Origin of the sequence: Streptomyces graminilatus, assembly GCF_001418565.1 — a bacterium.
In the GTDB taxonomy this organism is placed as follows: domain Bacteria; phylum Actinomycetota; class Actinomycetes; order Streptomycetales; family Streptomycetaceae; genus Streptomyces; species Streptomyces graminilatus.
Genome location: NZ_LIQQ01000615.1, coordinates 1 through 25,159, shown reverse-complemented (window position 1 = coordinate 25,159; position 25,159 = coordinate 1). Strand labels below are relative to the sequence as shown.

Genomic DNA, 25,159 nt, shown 5'->3' with positions numbered 1-25,159 from the left:
CGCTCACGCCTTACGGACCGGCGTGTCCAGGACGGAGGAGATCGCCCCGGTATTGGCGGCGATGAATTCCCCCAACTGGGGCGGCATCAGGTCAAGTTCACGCACCGCTGCGGCGGTGAACGGCACTCGGACCACCTCGTAGCCGCCCCGCTCCGGCTTGCTGAACTCGCTGCCGGTGCGGGCGGCCAGGTCCATCGACACCAGGCGTGCGGCGAAGATGTGCTGGATGCCGATGCCGCCGTCCAGCTCGTCGGTGATCAGGTAGACGAGTTCGGCACCTTCCACCGTGCCGCCGAGTTCCTCGAACACCTCACGGTGCAGGGCCGCTTCGACGGACTCGTCGTCCGCCTCCACGCCGCCGCCGACCGTTACCCAGTAGGGGGCCCGATCCGGCTTCGTGCGCTTGATCAGGACAAGTTCGTCACCGTCGAGGAGGATGGCGCGGGCACTGCGCTTGACGACTGCGGTCATCGCGTAGATTTCCTTCTGGTTGCGGTACGTCACACAGTCGAGGCGGAGCGCCGCATCGCGGTGAGGATCTCCAGCCTCGCGGATTCAGGATGGAGCACACCAGGACCCAGGTGTGATGCACGGATGCTGAACCAGTGCTGCACGAATGCTGAACATGCCTCGCGACGTTGGGACTTCAGCGGTCGGACGAGAGTGGACGGGGGTACGGCAGTGGTCACGGTGAGGCAGTGGACCGGCCACAGTGTCCGGCTGCTCCGCACAGACGCCCTGCGCCTGAGTATCCGCAAGTTCGCCGACCAACTGGGCATCAGCGACCGCGCAGTGTCCAACTGGGAGGCAGGCGGTGAGGCAAAAGTTCCGAGCCCCGAAATCCAGGCAATCCTCGACACCGCACTGGCCCAGGCCCCCGACGACGCCAAGACGCGGTTCGCCGAAGCCCTCGGACTCCACAGCACCGCGCTGACCACCGCCGTGGGAATCGAAGTCGACTCCCACAAGTTCCTGCCGGTCTTCATCGGCGCCGAGTGCGCCCAGCGGCTCCGCGCCGACATGACCCACCACACCGAGGACGCCTGGCTGCACTCCTCGGCGGCCCAGGTGGAACACGCCGCCGCCGAGTGCACCCTCCATGTCTTCGCCTGCGGCGTCGCCGTATTCCACCTCGTCGAGCCCCACACACCCGCGTCGCTCACCGAGCTCGCGGTGTGGCGCTACCGCTCCTACGCCGCCGACCTTCCCTGGGCGAAGGCGAAGATCCGCGACCTCCTCGGTGAGGACCACACAGGGCTGCCGAACCCCGAATACGTCCTGTCCCTGTACTGGCTCGCCTCCGGCCCTTGGACCGGCAGCCAGTACGACACCGCGCTCCGCCTGCTGTCCACCCCGTCCGTCCTCGTCGACCGCGGCGCCGCCGGCGGGCCCGCACCACTGGACGGTGAGGTGGAGGAAAAGCTCCTGGCCACAGGATTCGACCACCCCGACATCGTGTCTTTCGGCGTACGCGGAATCTCCGCCGGATACGCGGGCTGGTCCGGCGTCGCCTACGCGGCCGTCGCGCCCGAGCGCGCCCTCACCGTGGACGAGCTGGTGGCCTGCGAACTGACGGTGCAGGCCCTGTGGTGCTTCACCGGCCAGATCCAGCAGATGATCGAGGACGGCCAGGACCCCTCCATGCCGAGCGAGTACGGCTGGCGCTTCCTGCGTGCCGCACACTCGCGGCTCACCACGGCCCGCGCCCAGGAGACCGCTCAGCACGTCCTCATGAGGGAGGCCATCATGAAGACCAGCGGCTTGGACGAGCGTCTGCGTGCCGCGCAGGACGCGCTGCGCGAAGGCGTCAGCTGACAGCGAGCGAGGAGAGACTCGGGATGGACATCGGCAATGCGGCACTGGTCGTGATCGACATGCAGAACGGCTTCGTCAACCGCCACAGCCTGCATGCCGTTCCCGCCGTCGCCGACCTGGCCGCCACCTGGGCTGCAGCGGGCAGGCCGGTGATCTTCACCCGCTACTTCAACTACCCCGACAGCCCCTACGAGAAGTTCTTCCAGTGGCGCCGACTTCAGGGGCCGCCCGAGACCGACATCGTGCCCGAACTCGCCGACCACGCCGCCGGCGCCCGCGCCGTCCTCGACAAGACCGGGTACACCCTCTTCACCCCGGAAGCCACCGAACTGATCCAAAAGGCCGGCTGGAGTGACCTGGTCTTCTGCGGAGTGGCCACCGAAAGCTGCGTCCTCAAATCCGCCGCCGACGCCTTCGAACACGGCTACGCGCCCTGGATCGTCACCGACGCCTGCGCCAGTGACGCCGGAGGGGACGTCCACGACGCCGGCCTGACCGTCGCCCGCCGCCTCATCGGCCCCGGGCAGCTCATCACAACGAGCCAGGTGATCCGGCAACTCGCCTCGTACGACCCGGCCGTGGTGCTGGAATAGCCCCATGGCCGCCACCTCGCCTCGCCCCGGAACACCCGCAACCCCCGACGCCGACCTGATCATCATCGGCGCAGGCCCGGCCGGCTGCGCCGCTGCTCGCATGGCCGCCAGCGTCGGCATGCGCTCCGTACTGATCGAACCGGACGCCCTGTGCCGCAACCTGTACCGCATCCCGGCCCTGAACAACGTCCTGGGCGGTTACACCAGCGGCCCTGAACTGGCCGATTCCATCACGGAAGAAGTCAAGAACACCGGGCTGTGCCGCATTGAACTCGGCCGCCGTGCCATCAGCCTCCGTACGGCCGACGACCTTGTGACGGTCACCTTGGACACGGGCACTCAGCTGCTCGCTCCGCACGTCATCGTTGCCACCGGTGTCGGCCCTCTTCAGCCGAGCGATGCCGCGTGGATCACTGCTCCCTCCGACCTCATCCTCGCGCCCCTGTGGCAGGCGGAAGGCGATACTGCTGAAGGCCGTACGCTGCTCATCCTCGGCGGCGACCGACCGATCGGAACTTTCCTGCGAGCCCACCCGACCACCGACACACGTCTGCTGGTGACCTACCCCCGCACTGACGACTACAAGATCGATGAGATCCGCGATGAGCCCCGGGTGACCCTCCTTCCCGCCGATCACGTGACCTTGCACCCGAAGGGGGAGGCGTCGACGGCCGACATACTGGGCCGCGACGGCGAGCGTCAGATGGTGACGGCCGACTTCACCTATCTCAGCATCGGCACTTCCCCTACCGCCCCTTCGGGCGACCTCGTCCGTGACGCGGAAGGCTACTGTCCCCCCGCCGACCAGCACCCTCGAGTCATCATCGCGGGTGATCTACGCTCGGCCGGCTTCCAGCGGATCATGACCGCCTTAGGCTCGGGAAGCGAAGCCGCGCTGCACGCTTACTACGAGACTCGGGACCTCCTTCCGCCCCGCTGAACCTGTCTGATTGCGTCGCGCGCAGTAGAGGTCCCGATCCCGATCCATCCAACCGGTGTTCTTCGGTGTGATCGTGGAGATGAATCAGCCGGACGACCGGACAGCTTGCATGGGACCTCTACCGCGTCGTGCCATTTCCTGCCTGTTCAACGGGCGCGTCGCACTATTTCCGAGGCGGAGCCGTACCCGCCGAGGTCAGGACACCCCGCGGACCCGCGCCGAGGCTGCCCCGGGGGGTGCCAGGCACTCCGGTGACAGCGGGTCGTCACGCGAGGCGCGAGCTCGTGCCCAGCACCCGCACAGCGTCGCCGATTTGAGGGTCCGCCGAGGACGACTACGGGGTGAGCCGATTCGGCCCGCGGAACAAGAAGGTCGCCTCGCGAATCGAGTCCAGACCGAGCAGCACCATCAGCACCCGGCCAAGTCCCATACCGAGGCCCCCGTGCGGCGGGCACCCGTACCGGAACGCGTTCAAATAGTCTCGCATCGGCTCGGTGCCCATGCCCTTCTCGGCGGCCTGCTTCAGGAGCACGTCGTACCGGTGCTCACGCTGTGCGCCCGTGGTGACCTCCAGGCCCTTCCACAGCAGGTCGAAGCTCAGGGTCACGCTCGGGTCATCGGCAGGCCGCATGTGGTAGAAGGGTCGGATGCCGACCGGGTAGTGGGTGATGAACACGAACTCATGCCCGGTGGCCGCCTTGATGTGGGCCGAGATACCCCGCTCGCCCTCCGGGTCCAGATCGTCCTTGACCCCTGCCGGATCCCAGCCGCCCTCGCGCAGGATCTCGTGCGCCTCGGCCATGGCGAGGCGCGGGAAGGGCGTCGTGGGCACGGTGACCTCGACGCCGAAGTGCTCGGCGATCGCCTCACCGTGCGCGTCGGCGACCTTGCCGATCGCGTGAGTGAGCATCTGCTCCTCGAACGCCATCACGTCCTCGACCCCGTCGATCCAGGCCAATTCCACGTCGACGCCCGTGAACTCGGTGGCGTGCCGGGAGGTGAACGACGGCTCGGCGCGGAAGACCGGCCCGATCTCGAAGACCTTGTCCACGCCGGCCGCGATCGCCATCTGCTTGAAGAACTGCGGTGATTGCGCCAGATAGGCGTCGCGGCCGAAGTAGCCGAGCTTGAAGACCTCCGCGCCGGACTCCGAGGCGGTGCCCATGAGCTTGGGGGTGTGCATCTCGGTGGCGCCATGCGCGTAGGCGTACTCGCGCATGCCCTGTTCCAGGGTCGTCTGCACGGCGAACATCAGCTGGGTGGCGGGACGGCGGCGCACGTCCAGGAAGCGCCAGTCCATCCGCTGCTCCAAGCCGGTGTGGTCGTCGATCGGCAGCGGCCTAGCGGCCGGGTTCAGGACCTCGACCGCCTCGGGAAGGATCTCCAGGCCGCCGAGCTTGACCTGGGCCGCGTCGACGACGCGGCCGGTGATCCTGACGGCGGACTCGGATGTGAGGGCTTCGAGCTGGGCCTCCAGCGGCCCGTCGTCTCGCTTGTGGGTCACCTGCACCATGCCGGTGCTGTCCCGCACGATGACGAACTGCATCTTGCGCTGCAGGCGGAGGGTGTTCACCCATCCGCAGACGGAAACGGTATGGCCGACGTGTTCTCGCAGGTCGGAGACGTGTACGCGGCTGTGGATCATTCGGTCCTCCGAAGGACGTCGTCATGATCCCTTGGGAGTGCGGGCGAGAAGGGCAACTCGCGGTGCCACCGCACTTTCGCCGCCACAAGGTGGCGGCCTCGTTCACGGCCCGGTGACGGGGGCCGGCCGGCGGGGCATTGGACCACAAGCTGGGGTCGTTTCTCCCCGCGCTCGGGAGGGTCTTCACCACGGGGCGCGAGACCGCCTTCCCAGCTTCCGGCGGCTCTCTCGGCTCGTGCGATCCGTGGCTACTCGTCTCCGTCAACGCGTTGCCGTGCATGGTATGGATCGCGCGGTGGCGGTGGCAATCCAGAATCCTCTGGTGGAGGAAGGATGCGGCTTGGCCGGCCGACGCTGGCGTTCGAGATACGGTGCCGAGCAGGTGATGCCAAGGAAGGACGGATCGTGGAGTTCCGACCGATCCCGCGTGTGCCCGAGGCGTTTCAGCAGCCTGTGACCGCTGACGAGATCGAGGCGATCTGCTGCCGGACCTTCGGGGCGCGCACGAAGGTGATCGCGGCGACCGAGCTCGGCACCGGGATGTACAACACCACTCTCCGCGTTGCCGTCGTCGGCCAGGAAAAGCCGGTGATCGTGCGCATCGCCCCGGAGCCGGCCCGCCAGTTCACGTCGGAGCGGGCGTTGATGCGCAACGAGTACGCATCCCTGCCGTGGCTCGCGCCGATCGCGTTGCTGATGCCGAAGGTGATCGGCGCAGATTGGTCGCACGAGGTGATCGGCCGCGACTACATGGTGCAATCACTGCTCGACGGCGTCCCGGCGGCAGAACATCTACACACGTATCCGCGGTCGACATGGCCGACCTTCTATCGCCAGCTCGGAGAGATCGCGCACCGAGTACACACGGTCCGCGGCCCAGGCTTCGGCCCGGTGACAGGACCGACGTACGGTACGTGGAGCGAGGCCCTGGCCGCGTCCTTGGACGCCATTGCTACTGATCTGGACGGTGTCGGCCTTGACAGCGACGACGTGCGCAAGGTCGTCTCAGCAGCGCTCCGACACCGCGAAGTCCTTGATGAGATCACCGCACCACGTCTGCTGGTCGGAGACTTGTGGCTCCCCAACATCCTTCTTGATTACGATGCGCCGGAGCCGACGATCAGTGGCGTCTACGACCTCGATAGGGCAACTTGGGGCGATCCATTGGCGGACTGGACCATCCGAATGATTACGGCCAAGTCCGGCGAGCGGCAGGCCTTCTGGGATACCTACGGGTCCGTGAAGCAGTCGGAGGGCGCGGTGTGGCGCCAGAAAATCTACGAGGCCCGGCACCTTGGCGCCGTCCGGCTGGAGCGGCACCGTCTCGGCAACCATGCGGGCGTGCGGGCGAGTTACGACGCCATGCAAACCATCCTCGCCGACGTGGGCTGACCCCGTCGAGCTCCATGAGCCCGCAGTCAGAGCCTCGCCCCGGTGGTCTGGCTTCCGCGTCCCTCGGACGCCGTATGTGAGTCCTCTACGGGTGGAAGAACGAATCCATCCGGCAGAAGCTGGTGTTCGACGTCGCGGCCGCTGCGGAAGACGGACGAGGCATCCGAAAACAGGTGCCGTGCTCGGGTGTCGCCGGTCTACTCGCCCTTCGGCTCGCCCGCTGCCAGCCTGGGAGCGATCCGAGCACACCGAGCCGCATACGCCGCCAAGTGGTGCTCCTCGAACTCTGCGGCGTCCCAGTCTTCGGTCCGGACGTCTCCGCCCGGCCAGATGTACGCCAATCCCGATCCGCCTGTGGACAACGCGACTTCCCGAAGTTCGTACCGCTCGTCCTCGAACGCGTCGAGGATGCGCCACTCCTCGCTGCGGAGACCGGTCAGTGCCACACCGGGTGCCGAGCCCCCGAACCCACAGACGACGAGGCCCGGATAGACACGGCCGTGCAGTGCGGCCGCGCGATAGCCGGGAGCAGACGCCGGCACCTGATCCGGTATCCGGCCCAACAGGGCCTCGAGCACGTCACCGAACCGAAGAGTGCCGTAACAGAAGAGCGCGTTGGGACCTTGCGAGAAGCCAGCCAAGCGGCTCGAGGCGACCGACACTAGGGCCTCCAGTCCTCATCGAGGATCGAGTGCACGACCGAGTCACGCCATCGACCAGACTTCTCGATATGGCCTCGGATTGTGCCTTCTTCCACCATCCCCGCCGCCGCCATCGTTTTCGCCGAGGCCTCGTTCAACGGAGCACGCGCGCCCCACATCCGGTGCAGGCCAATCTCCTCGAACCCAAGACCAAGGAGGAGGCGTACGGTCTCCAGGCCGTAGCCGACGCCCCAAGCATCAGGGCGCAACGCGAAGCCGAAGGTGGCCGCGCGCTGCTGATGGGGATCCATGGCAATCCGGCCAAACCCGATCAGCTGGCCCGTGTCCCGCGCCACGACCGCGAGCGCGTACTCGCTTCGCGGATCCGCGGAGGCGGAGGCCACGGACCGGGCGACGATCTGGCCGACCTGATCGCGGGTGCGCGGCTCGAACGACAGGTGCTCCGTCACCTCTTCGTTTCCGTAGAGGGCGAAGACGCCCTCGACGTCGTCGATGGTGAGTTCGCGAAGGCGCAGGCGCTGACTGGACCGTTCGACCGGACACATGCCAGGAACCCTATCCCTGTGTCTCCGCGGGAAACGCCAGCAGCCGAGGCGGGGAGAACGTGATCTCTGCTCAAAGTCACGAGCCGATGAGACGGCTGGTGAAGCCGTCATTGATGAGGGATTCGCATGCTGCGTGCACGTCCTCCGGGATCTCCTGCTCGATGGCGAATCCGAGCTTCGGGTACTCGATCACCCGCTGGAGGTCGCCGACGAGCATGTCCAGGACGAGCTTCTCGTTGCCGATGGACTTCAGGTAGTCGTCGAACTCCAGCGGCTTCGATGCGCAGAGGATCTCGACGTCGGCCACAGCTTGCGGGCGGTCGCGAACGACCTCCGTTCCATGTGGGGCTTGGAGACAAGCAGCACCGACCGGACGGATCCCGACGGCAGCGAGCACCTCACGGGAGAACATGATGTTCTGGCCGGTGTTGCCCGCCTTCGGCTCCAGCAGGATGGCCTCGGCGGGGACGCCGAGGCCGATGGCGTGCTCGCGGAAGTGGACGGCCTCGCCGCGCGGGAAGACTGTGGCGGTGGTGGGGCTGTTGCCGCCGGGTGGTAGTCCCAGATCAGCCGGGCCTGACGCCACTGATCTTCGGTGATTGCCTGCTGGTCGTTGCTCACGCGTGTTCTCCACGGATGAGGTCTGTGGGATGTGAGGGGCCACCGGTGCTGCACCCGGTGGGCTGGCTCGCACCGGCGAGTGCTGTTCGAGTACCGCTTCGGGGCCCGCCTGGCGGCCCTTCGGCGTGCCCGGGGCGCACGGCTGAGGGCGCTGTGCGCTCTGCCTCACTCGCGTGGTCAGCCGTACAGTCGAGTTGGCGCCCCGACGCTCGGCCGGGTGCGAGAAGTCGTAGGGGGCGGGATGGAGCGGCGGAGCGTGTTGGGCGCGGGTGCGGTGCTGGGGGCCGTGATGGTCGTACGGCCGCAGGCGGCATGGGCAGCCGATGAACCGGGGCGCCCACCGTCCGATGCCGAACTTGCGGCGGCCCACGCGCTGTTCGAGGCCGGTGCCTACGACCGGCTCGCCCGGCGGCTTCCACTGCTCCTGGCCGGTGCCGAGCGCGGTGTCGATACGGGCCCTGGCGGCGCCGCCAGGGCCGCCGGAGTGTGGGTGCTGGCCTCCCAACTGGCCGTCAAGCAGGGCCGAACCGGGGCCGCCGGTACGTACGTCGGCCAGGCCGGCGCTGCGGCCCGCCGCTCGGGCGACGCACTGGTGCTCGCCGCCGCGGCCCGCGCCGCCGCGACCCCGCTGCGCCGCACCGGTCGTACCGGACAGGCCTTGGACCTGCTCCAGGAGGCGCTCGCCCACCTGACAGCCGGTCCCCGGCCCGGGGCGGCCGAGCTGGATGCGGCCGGGATGGCGGCCCTCACCGCCTCCTACACCGCCGCGCAAGCCCATCTGGCCACGGCGGCACACGACTTCGCGGACGAGGCCGAGCACACGGCCTTGCGTCTCGCCCGCCTCCCGCACCCCGCTGGTCGGTCGTGCCAGCTGACTGCTGACCAGTGCGCCTTGTACCGGATCGGGATCCACCGCCACCTCGGTGACATCGACACCGCCCTCGCCCACGCCCGCCGCCTGAACCCCGGCCGCCTGCCGACCGCCGAACGCCGTGCCCGTGCCGCCACCGACACCGCCCGCACCCTCCTGGACGCCGGCGACACCACCGGCGCCTTCGCCCAGCTGCGCTTGGTCGAAGATGCCGCGCCCGCCGAAGCCTGCCGCCCTTCGGTGCGCGCCCTCACCGTCCGGATCGCTGAGCACCGGCCTGGCTTGCCGGGCCTTGCCGCCTATGCCCGCCGCACCGCCGCCGGAACGAACACGCTGTCCCGGTAGATCAGTTGACCAATTCGCTGGACGAGGATCGTGGTTGTTGTTGGGCGCCTTTCCGTCGCCTAGCCGCTGGAATCGTGGCCTTGGGTCGAATGTGGTGCCCGCGGCGAGGTCCCGACCCCGCTCCCGCTCGGTGGCACCAGCGTCACCGAGCGGCGCCCTCATTCACCTGTACGGCCGTGGCCCCGGCCGGCTCCGGCGCGGCCTCGACTTGAGCAAGCCCCGCCAAGCCCGGCGAGCAGGAGTGCGATGTCTGCGCGGAGCTGGAGGACGCCATCATCTACCGGCTCCTCTGCATCCCGCGCCCATCGGTCAGGTGAGTTGATCCACGATGTCCCCGGCCACCTTGAGAGCAAGGCGGCGGACCTCGCCGAGGGGCGGGTACATGGAATCGTGGTGGATGCCCTCTCCCGCGAGGCGCTGCAGCAGCTCCGGCTTCCAGACTGCGTCGATTCGTACGGTCCACCCGGTTGCGGACCAGTGTGTGTTCGGCTGGCCGGTGGCGCTGTTGAGGAAGTTGACCCCCAGGGTTGAGATGTCGGTGAACTGCTCGCCCGAGACGTTTCGGTTGTCGATCAGGTAGGACCGGCCGCGGTAGCGGCGGTTGAGGCCGCCGACAAGGAAGCGCCCGCGCTGCGCCTGCATCCGGGGATCGAGCGGTGCCTGGCCCACGAGGGCGACCTGCTGTGTCCACTCGCCCTTGGCCTGCAGCCGTCCACGTGTGGCGTCGGCCCAGCCCAGTGACTCCTGGGAGAAGTCGATGGTGTTGACCTGCTGGGAGGCATTGTGGTGGAGGTGGAGCATGAACAGTCGTCCGGCGACGCCGTGCTCCTGGTCGACGGCGAAGAAGAGGGCTTCGAGGGGTGACTCGGAGACGTCAATGAGCCGGGTGGGGATGCCGTGGTGTTGCAGTACGGCGAGGAGCTGCCCGTCGGTCATGCGCCGGCCGATGCCTTCGGCCCGCATGGTCTGGATGATCGCGCGCTCGGTTCGCGCCATCACCAGCTCGTCCACGCGTCTGGGAGTGCCGGCCTCCGGGTCGGTGCGGCGCGCGCGGCAGACACGGTAGAGGCTGGAGGACAGGCCGTATCCGATGTTGGGCTGCCCGCGGAAGAAGAGGTCCTCCCCGGGCGTCAGCTGCCACTTGTGTGAGGCGAGCCGGTCTGCCGCACCGCCTTTCACCCACTCCCACAGGCTCTCGGCGGAGGTGATGTTCATACGGCGATTCGAGTCGTGCTCCCCGAAGTACTGCCCTGCGATGCTCAAGAGGCTCATGAGCCAGAACGTACCGGCGAGGACGCGGGGCCCGGAGCGGTTCCGGACCCAGACGTCGAGTCGGTCCAGTGGTGCCGTACCCGCTCCACGATGCCTCCGCCGCCGACCTGCCGAGAGTCAGGACTCAACGTCCAGCACGCGCCGCGATCCAGGCTGAAGAGCCCGATGCGCTATGCCAGGGCGATGGCGTTCATTTCGGCGATCCACCGGGTCGCTTGGCTCGGGGCCTTGGCCAGGGCCGGCAGCAGTATCAGTTGGGTCGGCTGGGTGTTCTGGGCGATCGACGACACTCCGCAGTCCGCCGGACTGCTGCGCGAGGCTCTGACCGAGACGCTCCAACGGCCCTTCCAGCGGGCGGGCGTGGATGTCACGCAGATCCCCCAGGGGGATGACGACGACGCCTTCGCGGCCCGGCAGGCGATGGCGGCCCAGCTCCTGATCGGGCGGCGCGCTATCGGACGGGACCTCGACGGGATCCTGCGCACGCACGCGGCCGCCGCTGGCATCGACCTGCCCGCCCTACGTACGGTGTCCAATCCCTTCGACCAAGCCCTGGTCAAGGTGGGGGCCCGCCTCATGGTCGGCGGCGCGGACGACGTCAGCCTGGAGGAGCTGACCGAGGCGTGGGAGAGCGTCTGGGCCGGGGAGCCGGAGCACATTGAACGGATCCGCGCTGTCCACGTCGCCGCCGACCGCTCCGGCGTTGACCTGCATGCGCGCTCTCCCCTGGCCGACGGCCTGCGTGGACTGCTCCACGCGGTTGAGAAGGCGGATGACCGGCTGCTGTGTGCGGCGGTACGCGCCTGCACCAAGGGGAGCGGAGCCTTGATGAAGCTCTTGATGGAACGGGCCGGCGACGAGCCGGAGATCCTGGCGACGCTGATGGACGATTCGATGTGGGACCAGTGGGTCCGTGTCGGAGGCGTCGCGCCGGCCGGGCGGCTCGGCGAGGCCGCGATCGCGCTTAGCACGGTCCAATACCTCGTCGTCCCCGGCTGGGCCGGAGATCTCGAGCGCTACCTGATGCTCATGGACGACCTGTTGTCCACTCCCGGTGCGGCAGAGGCGCCAGCCGATCCGGCGGCCACGTTGGGCGGCCCCCCACGCTGATCTCGATCTTCCACTCCTGGACGACCTTCAGCAGGCAGTGCCGTGCCCGACGAGCCGGCCGGTACCAGGCCCAGCACAGTAGACAGTTTCTCCATGAACCGGGACATCTGCGGGTCGAAATTGCCCACCCACGCCGTCGGGTCGCCCAGAGAGAACCAGCAGCACTGCGAGAACTCCGCAGGATCAGGGACGACCTTCTGGTTACGGTCAGCGGCGAACACGAACCACATCGTCACATCGGTGTGCACGTGCGGCGGACGGGTTTCCGTCACAGTCAAGAAGAAGGGATCGGAGCCGAAGCGGGAATGGAACGGCGGATCAACCTTCAGTTCCTCATCCAGCTCCCGAACGACCGTCACTCGCGGGTCCTCGTCGGGATCCACATGACCCCCAGGCATCAACCACGCCTTGGCCTTGGCATGGTCCACGAGCATGATGGCCCCCGCCGCCTCGTCGACAAGCGCGGCGTAAACCGCCAAATGCTGATCGGGCGTAGCCGGTCTAGCTGTGCGGAAAAGCTGACTGCCCGAGTCGATCCAGTCGGTCATCCACCGCCGGTCCGCGGCCTCCCGCTCATCGAACGGGACAACCGTCTGAACAAGATCCCGAACAACCTGCCGGGGATCACGCTGGCCACTGAGCATCAAAGACCCGTCCCACCTGGAAGATCCGGTGAACCACAGAACCCACCAAGCCCACCAGCGAACCACCCTATCGACCACGGTCCTTCGCCACTTCACAACCCTCGTAACACACTTCAACCTGACTCATTCGACACCCAGAAGGTGCGAGCCGGCCGACGGCAGTCCGTTCCCACGCCACTCCGCCAAGCGACGCGGGGCACCTCGCATGCTGCTGGTGCTTCCTCTTGTTGCCCGCAGCGTCTGCGCCCCGACCGGCTGGCGGTTGGTTGTCGGTGGCGGGGGTTAGGGTGCTGTTCATGGTCCATCACGTCACCACGCGTCATCGCCGCAAGCCCGTTCTGCCGTCGTCGAACGACGCGTTCGAGCTCCTCGGCGCCGCCGTGGCGGCCCGGCTTCCCGAGCCTGATCCTGAGGGCGGCGGCTCGGAGGCCCGGGCTGCGCGGCTGCCGGCCGTGGACGAAGTGAGGCGGCTGGCCGGATACGCTGTGCGACTGGCGACCCTGGGCGAAGCCTCTCGGGACCGGGTGCTCGACGAGCTGCACGCCGCACTTAGCGAGGACTCCCGCGCCCGGCTCCAGGCCTACCTTGACGTTCCGTCCGAGCCCGACCACGGACAAGGCGGTGAGTACGCCGAGGCATTGAAGACGGCTCGACGTATTGAGGGGGCATGGCCCGACGAGGCCGGGCAGGACTTCGCCGGGCCCGAGGAGACGGGGTTCGTGATCCCCGTCCCCCGGTGGATGAGCGAGGCCGAGGCCCTGGAGCTGACGGACGGCGTTGTGGGCTTGGCCCCGCTGAACGCCGAAGCCCGCTCTCGCGTGCTCGCCTACCTCAACTCCCTCTTCTCGCACCGGCACCAGCCCTGACCACAGAACCGGAGGCTCGGGCGCTGGGCGCGTCGCGGGAGGTGTTGCTGCGCGGGGACAAGCTGTTGGTCGGGGGTCTCTGCCCGCCGTTGCCGCGCCGCTGGACTCGGGTCTCATTTCGCCGCAGGTCCTGAATGGAGTAGGTGCTTGGAAGGCCTCACGATCCTCCCCCCGTCGGAGCGACAAGGATCGGACGGGTACAACACGGCGATCTTCAACGTAGCCACGGTGCCCAAGCCCTTCGATCGGCCACTCCCGGTGGGAACGACCTTTCACACAAGTGAGGGAGGCTTCCGCATCGTTCATACCGGGCAGATCCATGCAACTGACGCCGAGATCGAAAGCGGCAAGGTGTCCATCCTGTATGCCGTAGAGCGCATCACGGAGCCGTTGGGGGACTGAGTGCGCTGACCAACGCTGTGACGCGCGCTATCAGCCACTGCCCGCCCGACATCGGAAACCAGGTGGCACGCCAGCGGCGTGGCACCTTCGGTCCGGCATCTGTTGGTGGCCAGCGGCTAAGGGCTTCGTCCGTCCGGATGCGGTAACCCGTCCGCTGCAGGGGCGGTTGGACCACCTGCCGCTCCGTCCCCGCCGCCAGTCGGCGGGATCCCCCGGACCGGTGTGGTGGGAAAATGTTTACATCGTCCGCCTTTTATCGTGGCCAGAGCATTGCTCAGGGGCGTCGATAGGTGGCTTCTGATCGGCTGCTCGCCGTAGAGGCTCTCCCCGTACTGTCTGCCGTCCGGCACAGCCGTTCCGGCGGCCCCGGTGATGGACGCTGCCGGCCTGGTGAGTACGTCGGGAGGCAGCGGGCGGGGAACCCATATGCCCCCGTATGCCGCCTGTGCGGGGCTGGTTCGCGCAATTCGCTGCAACCTCGTGGCGCCGGTGTCGCGTGGCCCGTCAGGCTGGTGCCGACATCGGACAAGTTGGCAGGGAGTGTGCGGGGATGGCGGTTGTGGACGAGGTGATGGCAGGCGAGGAGGACGTGGAGGCGGTACGCCGGTGGGTGCGGCTGTCGTGCACTGAGCCGGGTACTCATCTGCCGGCTCTGGCCACGATCTCGCAGCAGCTCCAACTTCCGACAGGCGTTGTCCGCTCGGCCCTGGAATGCCTCGCCGCCGAGGAGCTGGTGACCCTCCACGAGGGCTACCGCCTCTACAGCGTGGGCACGATGTCCCCGGCCGAGCGGACCTACCGGATCATTCGGACCGCGATCCACCGCAGTTTCCTGCCGGGCGAGCGGTTCATGAACCGTGACGAGATCGCGCGCACGTTCCAGGTCGGCACGAAGGAGGCAGCGGCCGCGGTGCGCCGGCTGGTCACCGAGGGGGTGTTGGTGGGGCCGCGCGGACAGTACGTCAATGAGTACGGACCCGAGCAGCAGCGTCGGCGTGTGAAGCAGCTGCGCGAGCGCGCCAGCGACCTGCGTCGGGAGGCCCTGGCGCTGATGCAGACGGCCCGGGAGGTCGAGGGGGAGATGGAGGAGAGCGACGACAACGGCGGTTGGCTGCCCAGCGGCCGGACGACGGTCTGCCGTCCACGGCGCGGCCCTGGAGCCGGGGGTGCGGGTGAGGGATGAGACGGGTGTGCCGGTCGGTGCGGAGACACGGCACACGAAGGTGTGGTCGTCGTCCCGTTCTCCGCCCGTGGGTCTGCCGGCCTGAGTACCGTGGCGCCCGCGACCTCCCGCTCCGCCCTGGAGCGAATGCCTTCGGCCTGCTGAATCGCGAGGTGTTTGCCGTCATGCCGTCCTCCGCCAATCCCGACCCCGATGCCCCCGCTTCTCATGGGGGCGAGGCCGGTCCACCGCCGCGCGAGACGGCCGGGCTCGGTGAGACGGTGCAGGCCGTGCTCGCCGGACAGGAACGTCTGTCGACGTCGGTGAGCGCGCTGGATGCCGCTCTCGGCGGAGGCCTTCATCCCGGCCGGCTGTACCTGGTCGTCGGCGATCAGGAAGCGGGCGTGGGCCTGCTGCCCACCGGTGCCGCGCGCGCCGCGGTCTTCGATGACGGCCGGGGCGTTCTGTACGGGGCGTGCGGGCCCTCCCGCCAAGACATCGCCGCCCGGGTGATGGCCTCCCACCTCGACATCGACTACATCGCCCTGCGGGACGGGAAGTTGGAAGAACCGGATCACGCTGCGGTGACCGAGCTGAGCGCGCAGCCGGCAGCCGCACTCCTGCGGATCGACGACGGACCGAACCTGGACGCCGGCGTGCTGGCGGGCCTCGCCGGGAACGTCCCCGGCCTTGCCCTGGTCGTCGTCGACCGGCTGCACGCCACCCGCGACCCCCGCCGGCCGATGTCCGGACAGGCCGGAATCGTCGAGACCGTGCAAGCCCTGACCCACCTCGCCCGGGCCCGCGAGGTGGCGGTACTAACCGTCCTCGACACCGACGACAGCGACCTGCTCACCGAACTCGACGCCGATGTGACCGTGACCTTGAGGCGCACCTGGGGAGGCTGGCGCGCCGAGGTCGCTGAGCGGGACGTGGGCACGGTGGCCGAGGCGGCCTTCGAGGTCGATGCGGCACGTGCCCGGCTGACCGATCTACCCACACCGCCATTCCACCCGGGCCACGCGTTCGGGGACGAGGACGGCCGGCAGGCCACGGCCCGCCTTGTGGAAGCGGCTGGCGCCTTCACGGACCGACCGGAGGAGTTGCCCATGGGGCTGCGTCAGGATCTGCGGAGTCTGGTCTCCAACGCCGAGAGGTCCTCCGGGGGATGGGATCCTGGGGGCCGCCTGGGCGGCCTCCAGCTGGCGGTACTGCGGGACTGGACGAGCCGTCCAGAGATGCCCGATACGGACGACGGGCGCTGCCTTGAGACAGCGCTGGACGCCTTCCTTGAGCATGCCCTCGTCCACGGCTACGTACCGGTGGAGGCCTCGAACGCTGCCTGAGTCACGGTGCCGCTGCTCTATACCGGCCTGGCTGCTTCGGTGCCGTCCGGAGGCTGTAGCGCACCGGGCCGGCGCCGAACCTCGGTCGGCTCGGCTCGGGGGCCCGCGTCGGCGGCGCCTGGACAAGGCCATGACATGTCGAGGAAGGGGCGTTGGACCGGTATGAGCGTGGTGGTCGAGCGGGTACGGGCGAAGCTCGCGAGGACGTGCGGCCGGTGCGGTCACGGCCTCGGATCGCACGTGCGGCCCGATCCTGAAGGAGGCGTGCCCCACTACCCGCCGCAGGCGTGTCGTGTGAGACGGGGCTGTGCGTGCATCGTGTTCGTCCCCGCTACCGCCTGGTGCAGGCAAGAAATCAGAGAAGCGCTGATGCGTAAGCTCGCCGTCTAACCGGCAGTCGCGCACCCTTACCCGCCCCGAGCATTCTCCCGCCAGTGGACTGCCCGCCCGCAGAGCCCGAGCGGCAGTCCCCGGTGCCGGACGCGGGTAGACAACCCCGCCAACCCGGTGGCCCGCGCCGCGGCCGGCTGATGGGCCGCTGCTGCGCTACTCGTGCGGCGGCGTGCCCGCGCCAGAGTCCTCCCCCATGCCGAAGGCCCTCGTGATCGCGTCGAAGACCTTGGGGCCCGGCGGGGCCGGCGGCATCGGCTGGCGAGTCGATACCAGTGATGACCGCGGGGCAAGGGGGCTGGTACAGGTCGTCGCTGGGCAGGTCGAACAGGAGAGGCCGAGGCCCGCTCGACTCGTCGAGGAGCCGGACGAGCTCACGCGCGTCCGTACGGGTCTTGGCCGCGCCCCGGACTGGAAGTGCGGCCTCGGTGCCAGCCTGACATGTTGTCTCGTGGCGCCCCGCCCCAGGCCGATCGTGGTGTTGCTGCTCGCCCCTGTGCTGCCGTGATCGGCGCGGAGAGCGGTTCAGGTCCCGTGGTGCTGCGGAGCGGGCCGGGTGGTGGCGGGCTGTGCGCTCCGGGCGCGGTGCCATGCCTCGAGCCAGGGGCCGAGGGCGTGGTCGGGAATGCCGCAGCCGGTGAGGAAGGCCTCGTACTGGCGCTGGTCGGTGGGCAGGCGTACGCGGTTGACGATGCGGGAGGCGTTGGCGAGCGGAAGGACGAGTACCTCGTTGCCGGCGTTTCCGGCACGGCGTTGGAGGGTCCGCAGGGGCGGGGCGCCGTCCTTCTCGTAGGCGGCGGCGAGCGCGGCCAGGAGGTCGGCCTCGTTGCGTACGTACGCGGGCGCGGGTGCGTTGAGGCTGTGTAGCCGGCTGCGTTCCTCGATCCGCGCCCGGCGCCACAGCCGCATCGCGTCGGCGACGGACCGGGGGTCGTCGGTGATCCCTTCGACGTAGGCGATCACGTTCTCCTCGCGTGACACCGGGCCGGATTTGCGGGCGGTGCGCTGCAGGGTGGACACCGACAGGCCCGTGCGGCGGGAGAGTTCGGTCCAGCTCGGGCCGTATATCCAGTGCAGTGAGTTGAGGTAGATGCCGAGGGCTGTCCGTTCCCGGGCGGGCGGCTTGCCGCTGCGTACGCTCACGTCCGGGACTCCTGCGCCGCGCGGACGGCGGCCGCCGCGAGCGCGCCGACGAGGCGGCCGGCCACGGGCCAGCCGGTGAGGCGGACGCACGCGACGACGGACCCGGCGCCGATCACGCCGCAGCCGCACACAAGGGAGAGGACGTCGCCCACCGGCATGCCGGTCATGGCGAGCACGCCGCCGATGACGGGAAAGGCCACGACACCGGCGACCTGCGCCGCCGCGCTGGGACGGACACGGCCGTCAGGCGCAGGTTCGGGAGGCGAAACGGGAACGACATGAGGCACGCGGGTGCTCCTGGGGCATGAGGCAGGCCCGCCCGCACGCGGGGAGCGGGCCGCCGAAGATGGACGGGTCGCAATGGACCGGCATCCGCGGGCAGTTGGCGCTGCCGTACGCGGGGCCGGTGCGCCAGAGCATGCCACGGCGCGGCGCCGCACCGCCTCCCCTGATTGCCCTAAATGTCCTATGGCTGGTCAGGGCCGTTCCAACGACGGACATCACGCAGTGACACCGGGCTTCGGTCCTGGAGGGCCTGATACGGATCTGCCGCGTCACGACCAGCAACCCCGGCCCCACTTCGGCTACGGTCAGCCACGACGATGGTCATCCGTGTTCCAGACCTGCTTGCCCCGGGACGAGGGCCGGGTTCATGATGCGTGGCATCCGCCGACCGGCTCCAGTCGGCGGCGCTCCTGAGCTGTACGGGTCGCGATTCCGCCGCATCAGGACACCCCGGAGGCCGTGTTGGCGCACGTCCTGCCCGTCTGAGGCCCAGCACACACGGTGTGCTGGGCCTCAGCATGTGGTCCACCGCTCCGGCTGCCGGGCCGGCATTGCCCCCGGACCGTGCAAGAGGGAGTGGCTGGCGGCCTGCGCATGGCGCCCCGAGCCTTCCGTAATGCGAACGAGGTGCCGCTGCGCAGGTCACCAGCAATGTCGGGCCTCGTTCATGCGGGCGATTGAGTGAGCTTCAGCAACCGTGGCGGGCGAGGGTGCGTGCCTTCGAAGGCCGAGCGCACGGCAGTATGCGGTTCATGGAAGCCGAGCTGCGCCCACCGACTGCCGCCGACATCGAACGCTGGATCGACTGGAGCCTGCCGCCGCTCGACGCGGTCCCGCACGGTGACCGAACCCTTGTCGTCACCTACTACACGGACATTGCCGGAATCCCCGACTGCTTCGGCGGACTGGACGAGAGGCCGCTTCTCGCACTCGCCGAGCCCGGCACCGACGGCTTGGACCCCGCGGCAGCCGTCGACGGCTTCGTACGCGCCCACCTGGACATGCTCGACACCTGGTACCAGGCGATCGACTCACTCGACACTCGCATCCGCGACAGCATCGGCCTGCCGCCCTGGGCAGCAGCATTCCTCCACGGGGAAGCCGAGCAACTCTTCATCGCCACCAGCACCCTCGACCGCGCCGTCATCACGCACCACCACGGCAGCGCCGGCCCTCGCCTGTCAGTGGCGTACGGACTCGCCTATCCCCTGTCCAACGGCACCATCAGCCCCTTCACCCAGATCGACCGCGCCTGAAGAGAACGCCAGCCCCAGCGCCCCACAGTGCTTCCGCCGAGACCGAAACGACCTGCAAGAAGATGGCCGACTGCCGGGCACCGACCCGGCGGCCGCGAGGTCCTCGCTTCCAGCGGCATCTCAAACGGGCGGGACCGCCAATCCGTGGACCAGCACGTCACACAGGACTGAATCAGCACACTGGAGGCATGAGCACCGCACCTCTTCGGGAAGCCGGCCGAGTCATCATTCTCGACGACGACCAGCGTGTACTACTGCTCCACTACGCCGAGAACGGTGGCTTCTGGGCCACCCCCGGCGGTTCCCTGGAAGAGGACGAAGACCACGCCTCCGCCGCCCGACGTGAACTCAACGAAGAACTCGGCATCGCGGAGAAGGACGTCAAACTGAGTGGCCAGCTCGCAGAACGCAGCCAGAGTCATGCCGTCGCAGGCCACGACGTCCGCCAAGTCGAGCAGTACTTCCTCGCCCGCCTCACGCCCGCCGCCATCAACCCGGCCAGCGCCACGCAGACCGACAACATCCGGGCCCACCGTTGGTGGACGCGGAAGGAACTGAGGACCACGCACCAGAGGGTCTACCCCATCGGTCTCGCCGACCTGATCACCACCTTCCTCGACCACGGGATGCCGGACCAGCCGGTCATCCTGCGCTGAGTCCGCGCCTGGACCCCTGGTCCAGCTTCAGCCCAGCGCTGTTGGAGACCGCACCTGAAATCGGGCCGCTCGCTGAGACCGGGACCGACCAACGGCCCCCACTTCCGGGCCGGCCTCCGGTCCGTGGATCGGAGCGGCCTCGATACCTCCTGGGCCGCTCTAGACGTTTCGGCGCCCGACCAGGTCTACAGGGGGCCAGCCGAGCCACGGAATGAAGGACAGAGGTGCCGACGTGAGAACCCTGAAATTGATCTCCACCGCCAGCAGCGCCCCGCAGGACGCTTCCGATACATCCGATGACCGCGAACTGCGCGCCATACTGTCGGAGTTGGAAGACCAGCTCGGCCAGCTCATCGAACCCTTCTATCCCAGCGGAGCGGCCCTCGCCCAGATCCGCCATGCCATTGACCAGCATCCGGTCGACCTCCACCGTGCTGGCGGGCCGCACACCCCGCAGTTGCTCGATGCCACGGTCATCGACCTCGGCGAGTACCGACAACGGTGCGCGGGCCGGGACTGACCGCGTGCGCCGGTAGACGGCCGGTCCACCCCGCGACGGTCCGCGCCCCGAGCATCTGGCGGAGCAGGTCGGGCGGTCCTCGGTCAATCCACATGGCTGTGGGTCTGGCGGTCGGCACGCCACTCGCAGGATGATCGAGACCGCGCGGACACAAGCGCCTGGTGCAGATCGATGGGCCGCTCTGCACCAGGCCAACAGGTTCCTCGAAGTGGCCTACGGGGACAGGACAGATGGGAAGCAATGCGAGGCAACAGACGCCAACTGGTCAAGTCGGCCGGTGTGATGGTGGCGTGTGCCGCCGTGCTGATCGTTGTTCTGGCGACCGTCGGCTTGGCGATTCCCGCAGCGGCGGGGGGCGGCCTTGGCCTGACGGCCGCGCTGTGGGTCACCGCGCTGGTTCTCGCGGATCTGGAGCTGGCCTACCCGCTCACCCGCAAGGGACGGCTGCGGGCCGCCGCTTCCCGCAGTACGCCGCTCGTGGACTTCACCACCGCGGCCCTCGCGGTCCGAAATGCCGCCACCACGGCGTGGAAAGTGCACACGCCGGAATCGACACTCCCGCACCACGAGGACCCGAAGGTCCTGAGCAGGGCGCTGGAACAGCTCGACCGGGCCCTGCCCGCACTCCAGGCCATCAACGTCCCAGCCGTCACGGAGGCTGCAGTCCGGCTGCACGCCGAGCTGCACTCACTCGCCACGGGATGCACCCCGCCCTCCCAGCTCGCCCCAGGGGAGTGGAGCGCCTGTCAGCAGACGATCGAAATACAGCTCGACACCCTCCTGGACCTTGCCCATCAGGTCCAGCAGGAACATGCCGCCAGACCCTGACGAGACGGCCGTCAGGCGTGGGCCGAGGGGACCGGACCGCCATCAACGACGTACGGAAGGAATGGGTAATTTGACGGACAAACCCGAACCGGAGATAGCCATCGTCAGGTTCCCGAAAGCCGCCGCGCGGGCGCTGGCCGCGGCCGTCCAAGTCGGTGTTGCCGCCACGGTCAAGGACGACGATGGGCTCGACTGGTACTACCCGGTCGGCACCTGGGGCGAAGATCACGCCGAATTCGCCCTGCTGCCGGGCGGCGAGGAGGTCCTCCTGCGTATGTCCTCCGACCGCGCCAGCATTCTGGTGTGGCCGATCGAGCGATGGCACGAACTCGTCGGGCGCATACCCCTGCCCGACCGACCTGCCTGACGCTCACCGATGTAGCCGAAGCGGTGCCTCCCGGAACGCACCACAGCCAGTGGACCAGCCACCGTGCAGCGCGCGGACGCGTGATCCGCTTCGCCCTCAGGGCGGGCCCGGAGCTGCCGGGTGTTGCGCCCTTCTGTCCTGAGAGTGCCCCGGCCTGGTGCTGCTCACAACCCCGGGTGGGACCGCGGTTCTCCAACTGCGGTATGACCGCGCGGACTACGCGGGCAAGTACCGCGCGCTCCCTCGGCGGTCGCACGGCGCCCCGTCGCGGATGCCCAGCTCGACGATCCAGCCCACGGGACGCGGGTGTCGTCCTGCGGTGCGGCCCGGTGAGATAGTGGCGGGGCCGAGGTGGGGATCCAGGGGAGAATGTGCAGCTGATCATTGACACCGAAACCGACACCTACGAGCAGGCGATCGCGGCGGTGCAGGCCGCCTACGGATTCAAACCCGCTGCCGTGGCGAGCAGTTGGCCAGAGGCTCCCGCTTTGGAGCCCCGGCCGGGTCCAGAGGACCTGAGTGGTGAGGATCTCTGGGAGGGTTGGACGGACCAGTTGCTGTTCCAGACGATCGCCGCAGTGATGCCCGGTGCCCGCGCCGTGCTGCGCCGCCTCGTCGAGCTGGGCGGCACTGCCTCCTACGACGACGTTCAGGAGCACTTCGCCTACCACCCTGACATGCCGATTCCGCGCGGGAGGATCGGCGGGACACTCACGAGCATCCGGGCGGTGCGGCGCAGGATCGGCCCGGGCAGCAAGACCAACGTGCTCGAACTCGATGACCGTATACGCGCCTACCGGATCGAGCCCGTCCTCGTGGAAGGTCTGAAGCGGGCCTTCGATCTCGCCGACGCTCGCCCCGATCTGCTCCGGCAGGAACCAGCCGAACCAGCCAGGCCTTGAGCACTGTTGGCGCAGGACACCGCAGGACACCGCAGGATCCGGGATCGGCTGGCGTACGAGCTGCTGACCCGCGAGCGCCGAGAGCTGATGAGGCGGGGCACAGTGAGTCCTTCGGCGCCGGCCAGCCAGCTGGGTCACCACGCGATACATGTCATGGAGGACAACCAAGAGCACATGGAGTGGGTGTCCCACACTCTCTGTCGATGCGGAGCGCCCGGGACAGCGACGACGAATGGTCCAGTTCTTCACAGACCGGTGTTCGGACGCTACCGGCCTACATGCGGCGGCTGCCCGGGACCCGCCCCGCGTGCCCTGGGCCACCCGCCTGCCACGCCGCGACCACAGCCGCCGAAGTGCCGTGCGGGCAGCGCCCGTTCCCGCCACAGCGATCCGGCGGAACTGCTACGACTTTGTCCGGGAACAGGAGGACCAGGCCATGTCGGAACATCAGCACTACCAGTTCACAGTCGATGCCCCGTTGACCGACGGGCAACTGGCGGAGATCAGGGCGCTGACGACCAGGGCACGCCTGACCCGGCACAGCTTCGTGAACACCTACGGCTGGGGTGACTTCAAGGGGGATGCGCAGCTGCTGGTGGAGACGCACTACGACGCCCATCTCTACTTCGCGAACTGGGGCACCCGGCGGCTTATCCTGCGGTGGCCCGCCGCCGCTCTCTCCCTGGACACCGCGGAAACGTATTGCGTCGGCGACTCGGCAGACAGCTGGGAGAGCGGCGAGTACGTCCTGATCGCCCTGGAGTCCGACAACGAGGACGACCCGGAGGACTTCAACGACCTCTTCGGCGACGACGGGGACCGGGACGAGCAGTGGCTGCCGTCCATCAACCGCGCCCGCCGGCACGTCGCCGAGGGAGACCTACGGCTGCCGTATCTCGCGTGGCTGCTGTGCGCGCAAGGCGGCGAACTCGACGACGACGAACTGGAGCCGCCCGTCCCACCGGGACTGGGTGACCTCCCCGAGCCGCTGGCAGACCTGGCCGAGTTCCTGCGCATCGACGACGACCTCATCGCAGCGGCGGCCCAGCGTTCGTCCCGCCCCGCCCCGCGCCCTCCGCTCGCTGCCCACCGGGACTGGATCGCCGCCCTCGAAGCGGGAGACAAGGACACCGTCCTGGCCACGCTCCTGCACAGCGGCGATCTCCAGCCCCTGTACGAGCTGCGCCGGCGCTTCCAGGACACCCAGACGCCCGCTGCTCCCGCTTGCGCACGCCGGACGGTCGCCGAGCTCCGCGCCGCGGTCCCCGCCCAGAAGGCACGGCGGATCGCCTGTGAGGAACAGCAGGAAGCCGACGAACGGGAGCGGGCAGCAAGGGCGCAGCAGGAAGCCCAGAACCGGCGGCTGGCCGACCTTCGGCACGATCCCGGGGCCGCCTGGCAGCGTGTGGGAGAACTCCTCACACGGCGCGGCACCCGCCACTACCCGGAGGTCGTCCGCCTCCTGGGCGATCTTGCCGCCCTCGCCGACAGAGATGACGCCACGGCCGCCTTCGCCGAACGCTACGCCGGGTTCATCGCCGCCCACCGGACCAAGCGGGCCCTGATGCGCGATCTCAGAGCCGGGGGCCCAGCCTGCGCCGCCCTCATCGCACTCACTCCTGGGGACTGAGTTCGTGCCGCCTTGAGTATCGGCGGCATGGCAGAGATCGGCGCCTACACGGCCGCCGAGGCCCTCCAGGCCGTGCTCGCGCGGGACCGTGCGGACACGGCCCGCCGTCCCCCGGTCCGCACGCTGACCGTGACCGGGGAGGGTTCAATCGGCCTGCGGATGGTGCCATGGCGTGTGCGCTCGGCGGCGGAGGACCTGCTGGCCGAGGTGGACGTGCCTCCGCCGGCCGCCGGGGTGGATCTCGACGTCGCCGAATCCAGCTTCGGGGCCCACAAAGCCGTCTGCCCTGCGGGCCGGGAGGGTCAGAAGGGCAGGCCGACGACCTTCTGGTGCGCTTCTCCAAGGACGTACTCGGCCCGCTGCTCCGAGTCGAGACTTTGAGGGAAGTGATCCAGCCTGGCGACCAGGTCGGCGATATATGCCTCGACCCGGGCGACCCCTTCGGGATTCTGCTCGCGTGTCCGGGCGAGTGCCTTGCGGATTTGCCCGGCTCGCAGGCGCGGGATGGTGTGCACCGGGTGCGTGGCCGACAGGTTGAGGTCGTTCAGGGGCAGGTTCTGGCCGACCTGAGCGGCGATGAGTTCGTACGCGGCGATGATGCGTCCGCAGACGTATCCGGGGGTGTTACGGCTGTCGTTGAGCGTCACGGGATCTCCTGATCGCATCGATACGGGGCCGGTGCCCCGCTCGGTTGCGGGCACCGGGATGCCGTTCTCTGGGATTTCGATCCTCACCTCGACCGCCGGGCCGAGCTTTCGACCGCGCCGACGCCGCACGGTGTGCCACATGCTCGCTCCGGACTCTACCGCAGCGCATCGACGCGGCCGACTGTGCGGACGCATTGGAGCTGACCCGGCACCGGGCGAGGGTGGCCGTCTCGGCGGCGTGGGCCCGTCGGCCGACGGCCGCGCGCGACGGCCGTCCCCCCTTCGTACGCGAGCCGGGCCGTGT

Annotated in this window: 27 protein-coding genes and 1 pseudogene; 18 read left to right on the top strand and 10 right to left on the bottom strand. The window is 68.8% G+C overall.

Features of this window, described 5'->3' with window-relative positions; translation table 11 throughout:
- Positions 1-3 precede the first annotated feature (3 nt).
- On the bottom strand, positions 4-471 hold the full coding sequence (locus AOK08_RS38235) for an NUDIX hydrolase (protein ID WP_055534671.1): 468 nt from the start codon (positions 469-471) through the stop codon (positions 4-6).
- Positions 472-690: 219 nt separating this feature from the next.
- Here AOK08_RS38235 and AOK08_RS38230 point away from each other — a divergent pair, with 219 nt between their 5' ends.
- The 3 genes from AOK08_RS38230 to AOK08_RS38220 are packed head-to-tail and all read left to right on the top strand — an operon-like array spanning position 691 to position 3,348.
- Positions 691-1,815, top strand: coding sequence for a helix-turn-helix domain-containing protein (locus AOK08_RS38230; RefSeq protein WP_241827276.1), 1,125 nt, complete (start codon positions 691-693; stop codon positions 1,813-1,815).
- Between the two features lie 23 nt (positions 1,816-1,838).
- Entirely contained in the window at positions 1,839-2,408 is a 570-nt protein-coding gene (locus AOK08_RS38225; protein WP_055534669.1) for a cysteine hydrolase family protein, read from the top strand.
- Between the two features lie 4 nt (positions 2,409-2,412).
- Entirely contained in the window at positions 2,413-3,348 is a 936-nt protein-coding gene (locus AOK08_RS38220; RefSeq protein WP_055534666.1) for an FAD-dependent oxidoreductase, read from the top strand.
- A 334-nt stretch (positions 3,349-3,682) separates the two neighbouring features.
- Here AOK08_RS38220 and aspS read toward each other — a convergent pair whose 3' ends face one another.
- Positions 3,683-4,993: an aspartate--tRNA(Asn) ligase gene (gene aspS / locus AOK08_RS38215; protein ID WP_055534665.1), complete on the bottom strand. Its 1,311-nt coding sequence runs from the start codon at positions 4,991-4,993 to the stop codon at positions 3,683-3,685.
- Positions 4,994-5,326: 333 nt separating this feature from the next.
- Here aspS and AOK08_RS38210 point away from each other — a divergent pair, with 333 nt between their 5' ends.
- Positions 5,327-6,385, top strand: a complete 1,059-nt coding sequence (locus tag AOK08_RS38210; protein ID WP_198539515.1) for a phosphotransferase family protein — start codon at positions 5,327-5,329, stop codon at positions 6,383-6,385.
- 197 nt (positions 6,386-6,582) lie between these two features.
- Here the strand turns inward: AOK08_RS38210 and AOK08_RS38205 are convergent, their stop codons facing one another.
- The 3 genes and pseudogenes from AOK08_RS38205 to AOK08_RS38195 all read right to left on the bottom strand — a co-directional run bounded on the left by AOK08_RS38205 (position 6,583) and on the right by AOK08_RS38195 (position 8,213).
- On the bottom strand, positions 6,583-7,047 hold the full coding sequence (locus tag AOK08_RS38205; protein ID WP_079054523.1) for a gamma-glutamylcyclotransferase family protein: 465 nt from the start codon (positions 7,045-7,047) through the stop codon (positions 6,583-6,585).
- Positions 7,047-7,592: a GNAT family N-acetyltransferase gene (locus tag AOK08_RS38200; protein ID WP_055534661.1), complete on the bottom strand. Its 546-nt coding sequence runs from the start codon at positions 7,590-7,592 to the stop codon at positions 7,047-7,049. The genes AOK08_RS38205 and AOK08_RS38200 overlap by 1 nt, the downstream gene beginning before the upstream one ends.
- A gap of 76 nt (positions 7,593-7,668) precedes the next feature.
- Positions 7,669-8,213 (bottom strand): annotated as a pseudogene (locus AOK08_RS38195) (YdcF family protein).
- Positions 8,214-8,430: 217 nt separating this feature from the next.
- Between AOK08_RS38195 and AOK08_RS38190 the strand changes: the two are divergent.
- Positions 8,431-9,429 carry a transcriptional regulator gene (locus AOK08_RS38190; RefSeq protein WP_241827275.1) on the top strand — a complete coding sequence of 333 codons (999 nt, stop codon included), beginning with the start codon at positions 8,431-8,433 and terminating at the stop codon, positions 9,427-9,429.
- 309 nt (positions 9,430-9,738) lie between these two features.
- Here the strand turns inward: AOK08_RS38190 and AOK08_RS38185 are convergent, their stop codons facing one another.
- Positions 9,739-10,701: an FRG domain-containing protein gene (locus AOK08_RS38185; protein ID WP_079054522.1), complete on the bottom strand. Its 963-nt coding sequence runs from the start codon at positions 10,699-10,701 to the stop codon at positions 9,739-9,741.
- Between the two features lie 183 nt (positions 10,702-10,884).
- Here AOK08_RS38185 and AOK08_RS46195 point away from each other — a divergent pair, with 183 nt between their 5' ends.
- A complete protein-coding gene (locus AOK08_RS46195; protein ID WP_157876971.1) occupies positions 10,885-11,811 on the top strand; it encodes a hypothetical protein in 927 nt (308 codons plus the stop codon).
- Here AOK08_RS46195 and AOK08_RS44150 read toward each other — a convergent pair.
- Positions 11,718-12,359, bottom strand: a complete 642-nt coding sequence (locus AOK08_RS44150; protein WP_157876970.1) for an NUDIX hydrolase — start codon at positions 12,357-12,359, stop codon at positions 11,718-11,720. The genes AOK08_RS46195 and AOK08_RS44150 overlap by 94 nt on opposite strands.
- 392 nt (positions 12,360-12,751) lie before the next feature.
- On the opposite strand from AOK08_RS44150, the gene AOK08_RS38175 reads away from it, so the two are divergent.
- The 5 genes from AOK08_RS38175 to AOK08_RS38155 all read left to right on the top strand — a co-directional run bounded on the left by AOK08_RS38175 (position 12,752) and on the right by AOK08_RS38155 (position 17,129).
- Entirely contained in the window at positions 12,752-13,321 is a 570-nt protein-coding gene (locus AOK08_RS38175) for a hypothetical protein (protein WP_157876969.1), read from the top strand.
- A gap of 147 nt (positions 13,322-13,468) precedes the next feature.
- Positions 13,469-13,723: a hypothetical protein gene (locus tag AOK08_RS38170; protein ID WP_055534651.1), complete on the top strand. Its 255-nt coding sequence runs from the start codon at positions 13,469-13,471 to the stop codon at positions 13,721-13,723.
- Between the two features lie 550 nt (positions 13,724-14,273).
- A complete protein-coding gene (locus AOK08_RS48585) occupies positions 14,274-14,906 on the top strand; it encodes a GntR family transcriptional regulator (protein WP_063794214.1) in 633 nt (210 codons plus the stop codon).
- A 164-nt stretch (positions 14,907-15,070) separates the two neighbouring features.
- Positions 15,071-16,231, top strand: coding sequence for a DnaB-like helicase C-terminal domain-containing protein (locus tag AOK08_RS38160; protein ID WP_157876968.1), 1,161 nt, complete (start codon positions 15,071-15,073; stop codon positions 16,229-16,231).
- 586 nt (positions 16,232-16,817) lie between these two features.
- Positions 16,818-17,129, top strand: coding sequence for a hypothetical protein (locus AOK08_RS38155; RefSeq protein ID WP_055534649.1), 312 nt, complete (start codon positions 16,818-16,820; stop codon positions 17,127-17,129).
- Positions 17,130-17,146: 17 nt separating this feature from the next.
- Here AOK08_RS38155 and AOK08_RS38150 read toward each other — a convergent pair whose 3' ends face one another.
- Both AOK08_RS38150 and AOK08_RS38145 read right to left on the bottom strand, forming a co-directional pair.
- Positions 17,147-17,764 (bottom strand): hypothetical protein, encoded by a 618-nt coding sequence (locus AOK08_RS38150; RefSeq protein ID WP_055534648.1) that lies wholly within the window; start codon positions 17,762-17,764, stop codon positions 17,147-17,149.
- The gene (locus tag AOK08_RS38145; protein WP_055534647.1) at positions 17,761-17,964 is read right to left on the bottom strand and encodes a hypothetical protein; all 204 of its coding nucleotides are present in this window, start codon (positions 17,962-17,964) and stop codon (positions 17,761-17,763) included. Before AOK08_RS38145 ends, AOK08_RS38150 begins: the two co-directional genes overlap by 4 nt.
- Positions 17,965-18,801: 837 nt before the next feature.
- Here AOK08_RS38145 and AOK08_RS38135 point away from each other — a divergent pair.
- The 7 genes from AOK08_RS38135 (at position 18,802) to AOK08_RS38105 (ending at position 24,208) form a co-directional block, all read left to right on the top strand.
- Positions 18,802-19,305 carry a hypothetical protein gene (locus AOK08_RS38135; protein ID WP_157876967.1) on the top strand — a complete coding sequence of 168 codons (504 nt, stop codon included), beginning with the start codon at positions 18,802-18,804 and terminating at the stop codon, positions 19,303-19,305.
- A 188-nt stretch (positions 19,306-19,493) separates the two neighbouring features.
- Positions 19,494-19,961: an NUDIX hydrolase gene (locus AOK08_RS38130; RefSeq protein ID WP_063794213.1), complete on the top strand. Its 468-nt coding sequence runs from the start codon at positions 19,494-19,496 to the stop codon at positions 19,959-19,961.
- A gap of 232 nt (positions 19,962-20,193) precedes the next feature.
- Complete coding sequence (locus AOK08_RS38125; RefSeq protein ID WP_157876966.1) at positions 20,194-20,481, top strand: hypothetical protein; 288 nt, start codon at positions 20,194-20,196, stop codon at positions 20,479-20,481.
- A gap of 240 nt (positions 20,482-20,721) precedes the next feature.
- Positions 20,722-21,309 carry a hypothetical protein gene (locus AOK08_RS38120; protein WP_055534642.1) on the top strand — a complete coding sequence of 196 codons (588 nt, stop codon included), beginning with the start codon at positions 20,722-20,724 and terminating at the stop codon, positions 21,307-21,309.
- A 70-nt stretch (positions 21,310-21,379) separates the two neighbouring features.
- Positions 21,380-21,676, top strand: coding sequence for a hypothetical protein (locus AOK08_RS38115; RefSeq protein WP_241827274.1), 297 nt, complete (start codon positions 21,380-21,382; stop codon positions 21,674-21,676).
- A gap of 371 nt (positions 21,677-22,047) precedes the next feature.
- The gene (locus tag AOK08_RS38110) at positions 22,048-22,578 is read left to right on the top strand and encodes a hypothetical protein (RefSeq protein WP_055534638.1); all 531 of its coding nucleotides are present in this window, start codon (positions 22,048-22,050) and stop codon (positions 22,576-22,578) included.
- Positions 22,579-23,014: 436 nt separating this feature from the next.
- Entirely contained in the window at positions 23,015-24,208 is a 1,194-nt protein-coding gene (locus tag AOK08_RS38105; protein ID WP_055534636.1) for a hypothetical protein, read from the top strand.
- Positions 24,209-24,510: 302 nt separating this feature from the next.
- Here the strand turns inward: AOK08_RS38105 and AOK08_RS46190 are convergent, their stop codons facing one another.
- Entirely contained in the window at positions 24,511-24,855 is a 345-nt protein-coding gene (locus tag AOK08_RS46190) for a type I-C CRISPR-associated protein Cas8c/Csd1 (protein ID WP_055534634.1), read from the bottom strand.
- Positions 24,856-25,159: the final 304 nt, after the last annotated feature.

What these genes read in the sequence shown, in the direction of transcription:
- AOK08_RS38135 (WP_157876967.1), top strand. Translation starts at nt 18,802, where the DNA reads ATGGAAGCCGAGCTGCGCCCACCGACTGCCGCCGACATCGAACGCTGG.
- AOK08_RS38160 (WP_157876968.1), top strand. Translation starts at nt 15,071, where the DNA reads ATGCCGTCCTCCGCCAATCCCGACCCCGATGCCCCCGCTTCTCATGGG.
- AOK08_RS44150 (WP_157876970.1), bottom strand. Translation starts at nt 12,359, where the DNA reads ATGACCGACTGGATCGACTCGGGCAGTCAGCTTTTCCGCACAGCTAGA.
- AOK08_RS38225 (WP_055534669.1), top strand. Translation starts at nt 1,839, where the DNA reads ATGGACATCGGCAATGCGGCACTGGTCGTGATCGACATGCAGAACGGC.
- AOK08_RS46195 (WP_157876971.1), top strand. Translation starts at nt 10,885, where the DNA reads ATGGCGTTCATTTCGGCGATCCACCGGGTCGCTTGGCTCGGGGCCTTG.
- AOK08_RS38210 (WP_198539515.1), top strand. Translation starts at nt 5,327, where the DNA reads ATGCGGCTTGGCCGGCCGACGCTGGCGTTCGAGATACGGTGCCGAGCA.
- AOK08_RS38185 (WP_079054522.1), bottom strand. Translation starts at nt 10,701, where the DNA reads ATGAGCCTCTTGAGCATCGCAGGGCAGTACTTCGGGGAGCACGACTCG.
- AOK08_RS38200 (WP_055534661.1), bottom strand. Translation starts at nt 7,592, where the DNA reads ATGTGTCCGGTCGAACGGTCCAGTCAGCGCCTGCGCCTTCGCGAACTC.
- AOK08_RS38220 (WP_055534666.1), top strand. Translation starts at nt 2,413, where the DNA reads ATGGCCGCCACCTCGCCTCGCCCCGGAACACCCGCAACCCCCGACGCC.
- AOK08_RS38175 (WP_157876969.1), top strand. Translation starts at nt 12,752, where the DNA reads ATGGTCCATCACGTCACCACGCGTCATCGCCGCAAGCCCGTTCTGCCG.
- AOK08_RS48585 (WP_063794214.1), top strand. Translation starts at nt 14,274, where the DNA reads ATGGCGGTTGTGGACGAGGTGATGGCAGGCGAGGAGGACGTGGAGGCG.
- aspS (WP_055534665.1), bottom strand. Translation starts at nt 4,993, where the DNA reads ATGATCCACAGCCGCGTACACGTCTCCGACCTGCGAGAACACGTCGGC.
- AOK08_RS38120 (WP_055534642.1), top strand. Translation starts at nt 20,722, where the DNA reads ATGCGAGGCAACAGACGCCAACTGGTCAAGTCGGCCGGTGTGATGGTG.
- AOK08_RS38155 (WP_055534649.1), top strand. Translation starts at nt 16,818, where the DNA reads ATGCCGAAGGCCCTCGTGATCGCGTCGAAGACCTTGGGGCCCGGCGGG.
- AOK08_RS38130 (WP_063794213.1), top strand. Translation starts at nt 19,494, where the DNA reads ATGAGCACCGCACCTCTTCGGGAAGCCGGCCGAGTCATCATTCTCGAC.
- AOK08_RS38105 (WP_055534636.1), top strand. Translation starts at nt 23,015, where the DNA reads ATGTCGGAACATCAGCACTACCAGTTCACAGTCGATGCCCCGTTGACC.
- AOK08_RS38235 (WP_055534671.1), bottom strand. Translation starts at nt 471, where the DNA reads ATGACCGCAGTCGTCAAGCGCAGTGCCCGCGCCATCCTCCTCGACGGT.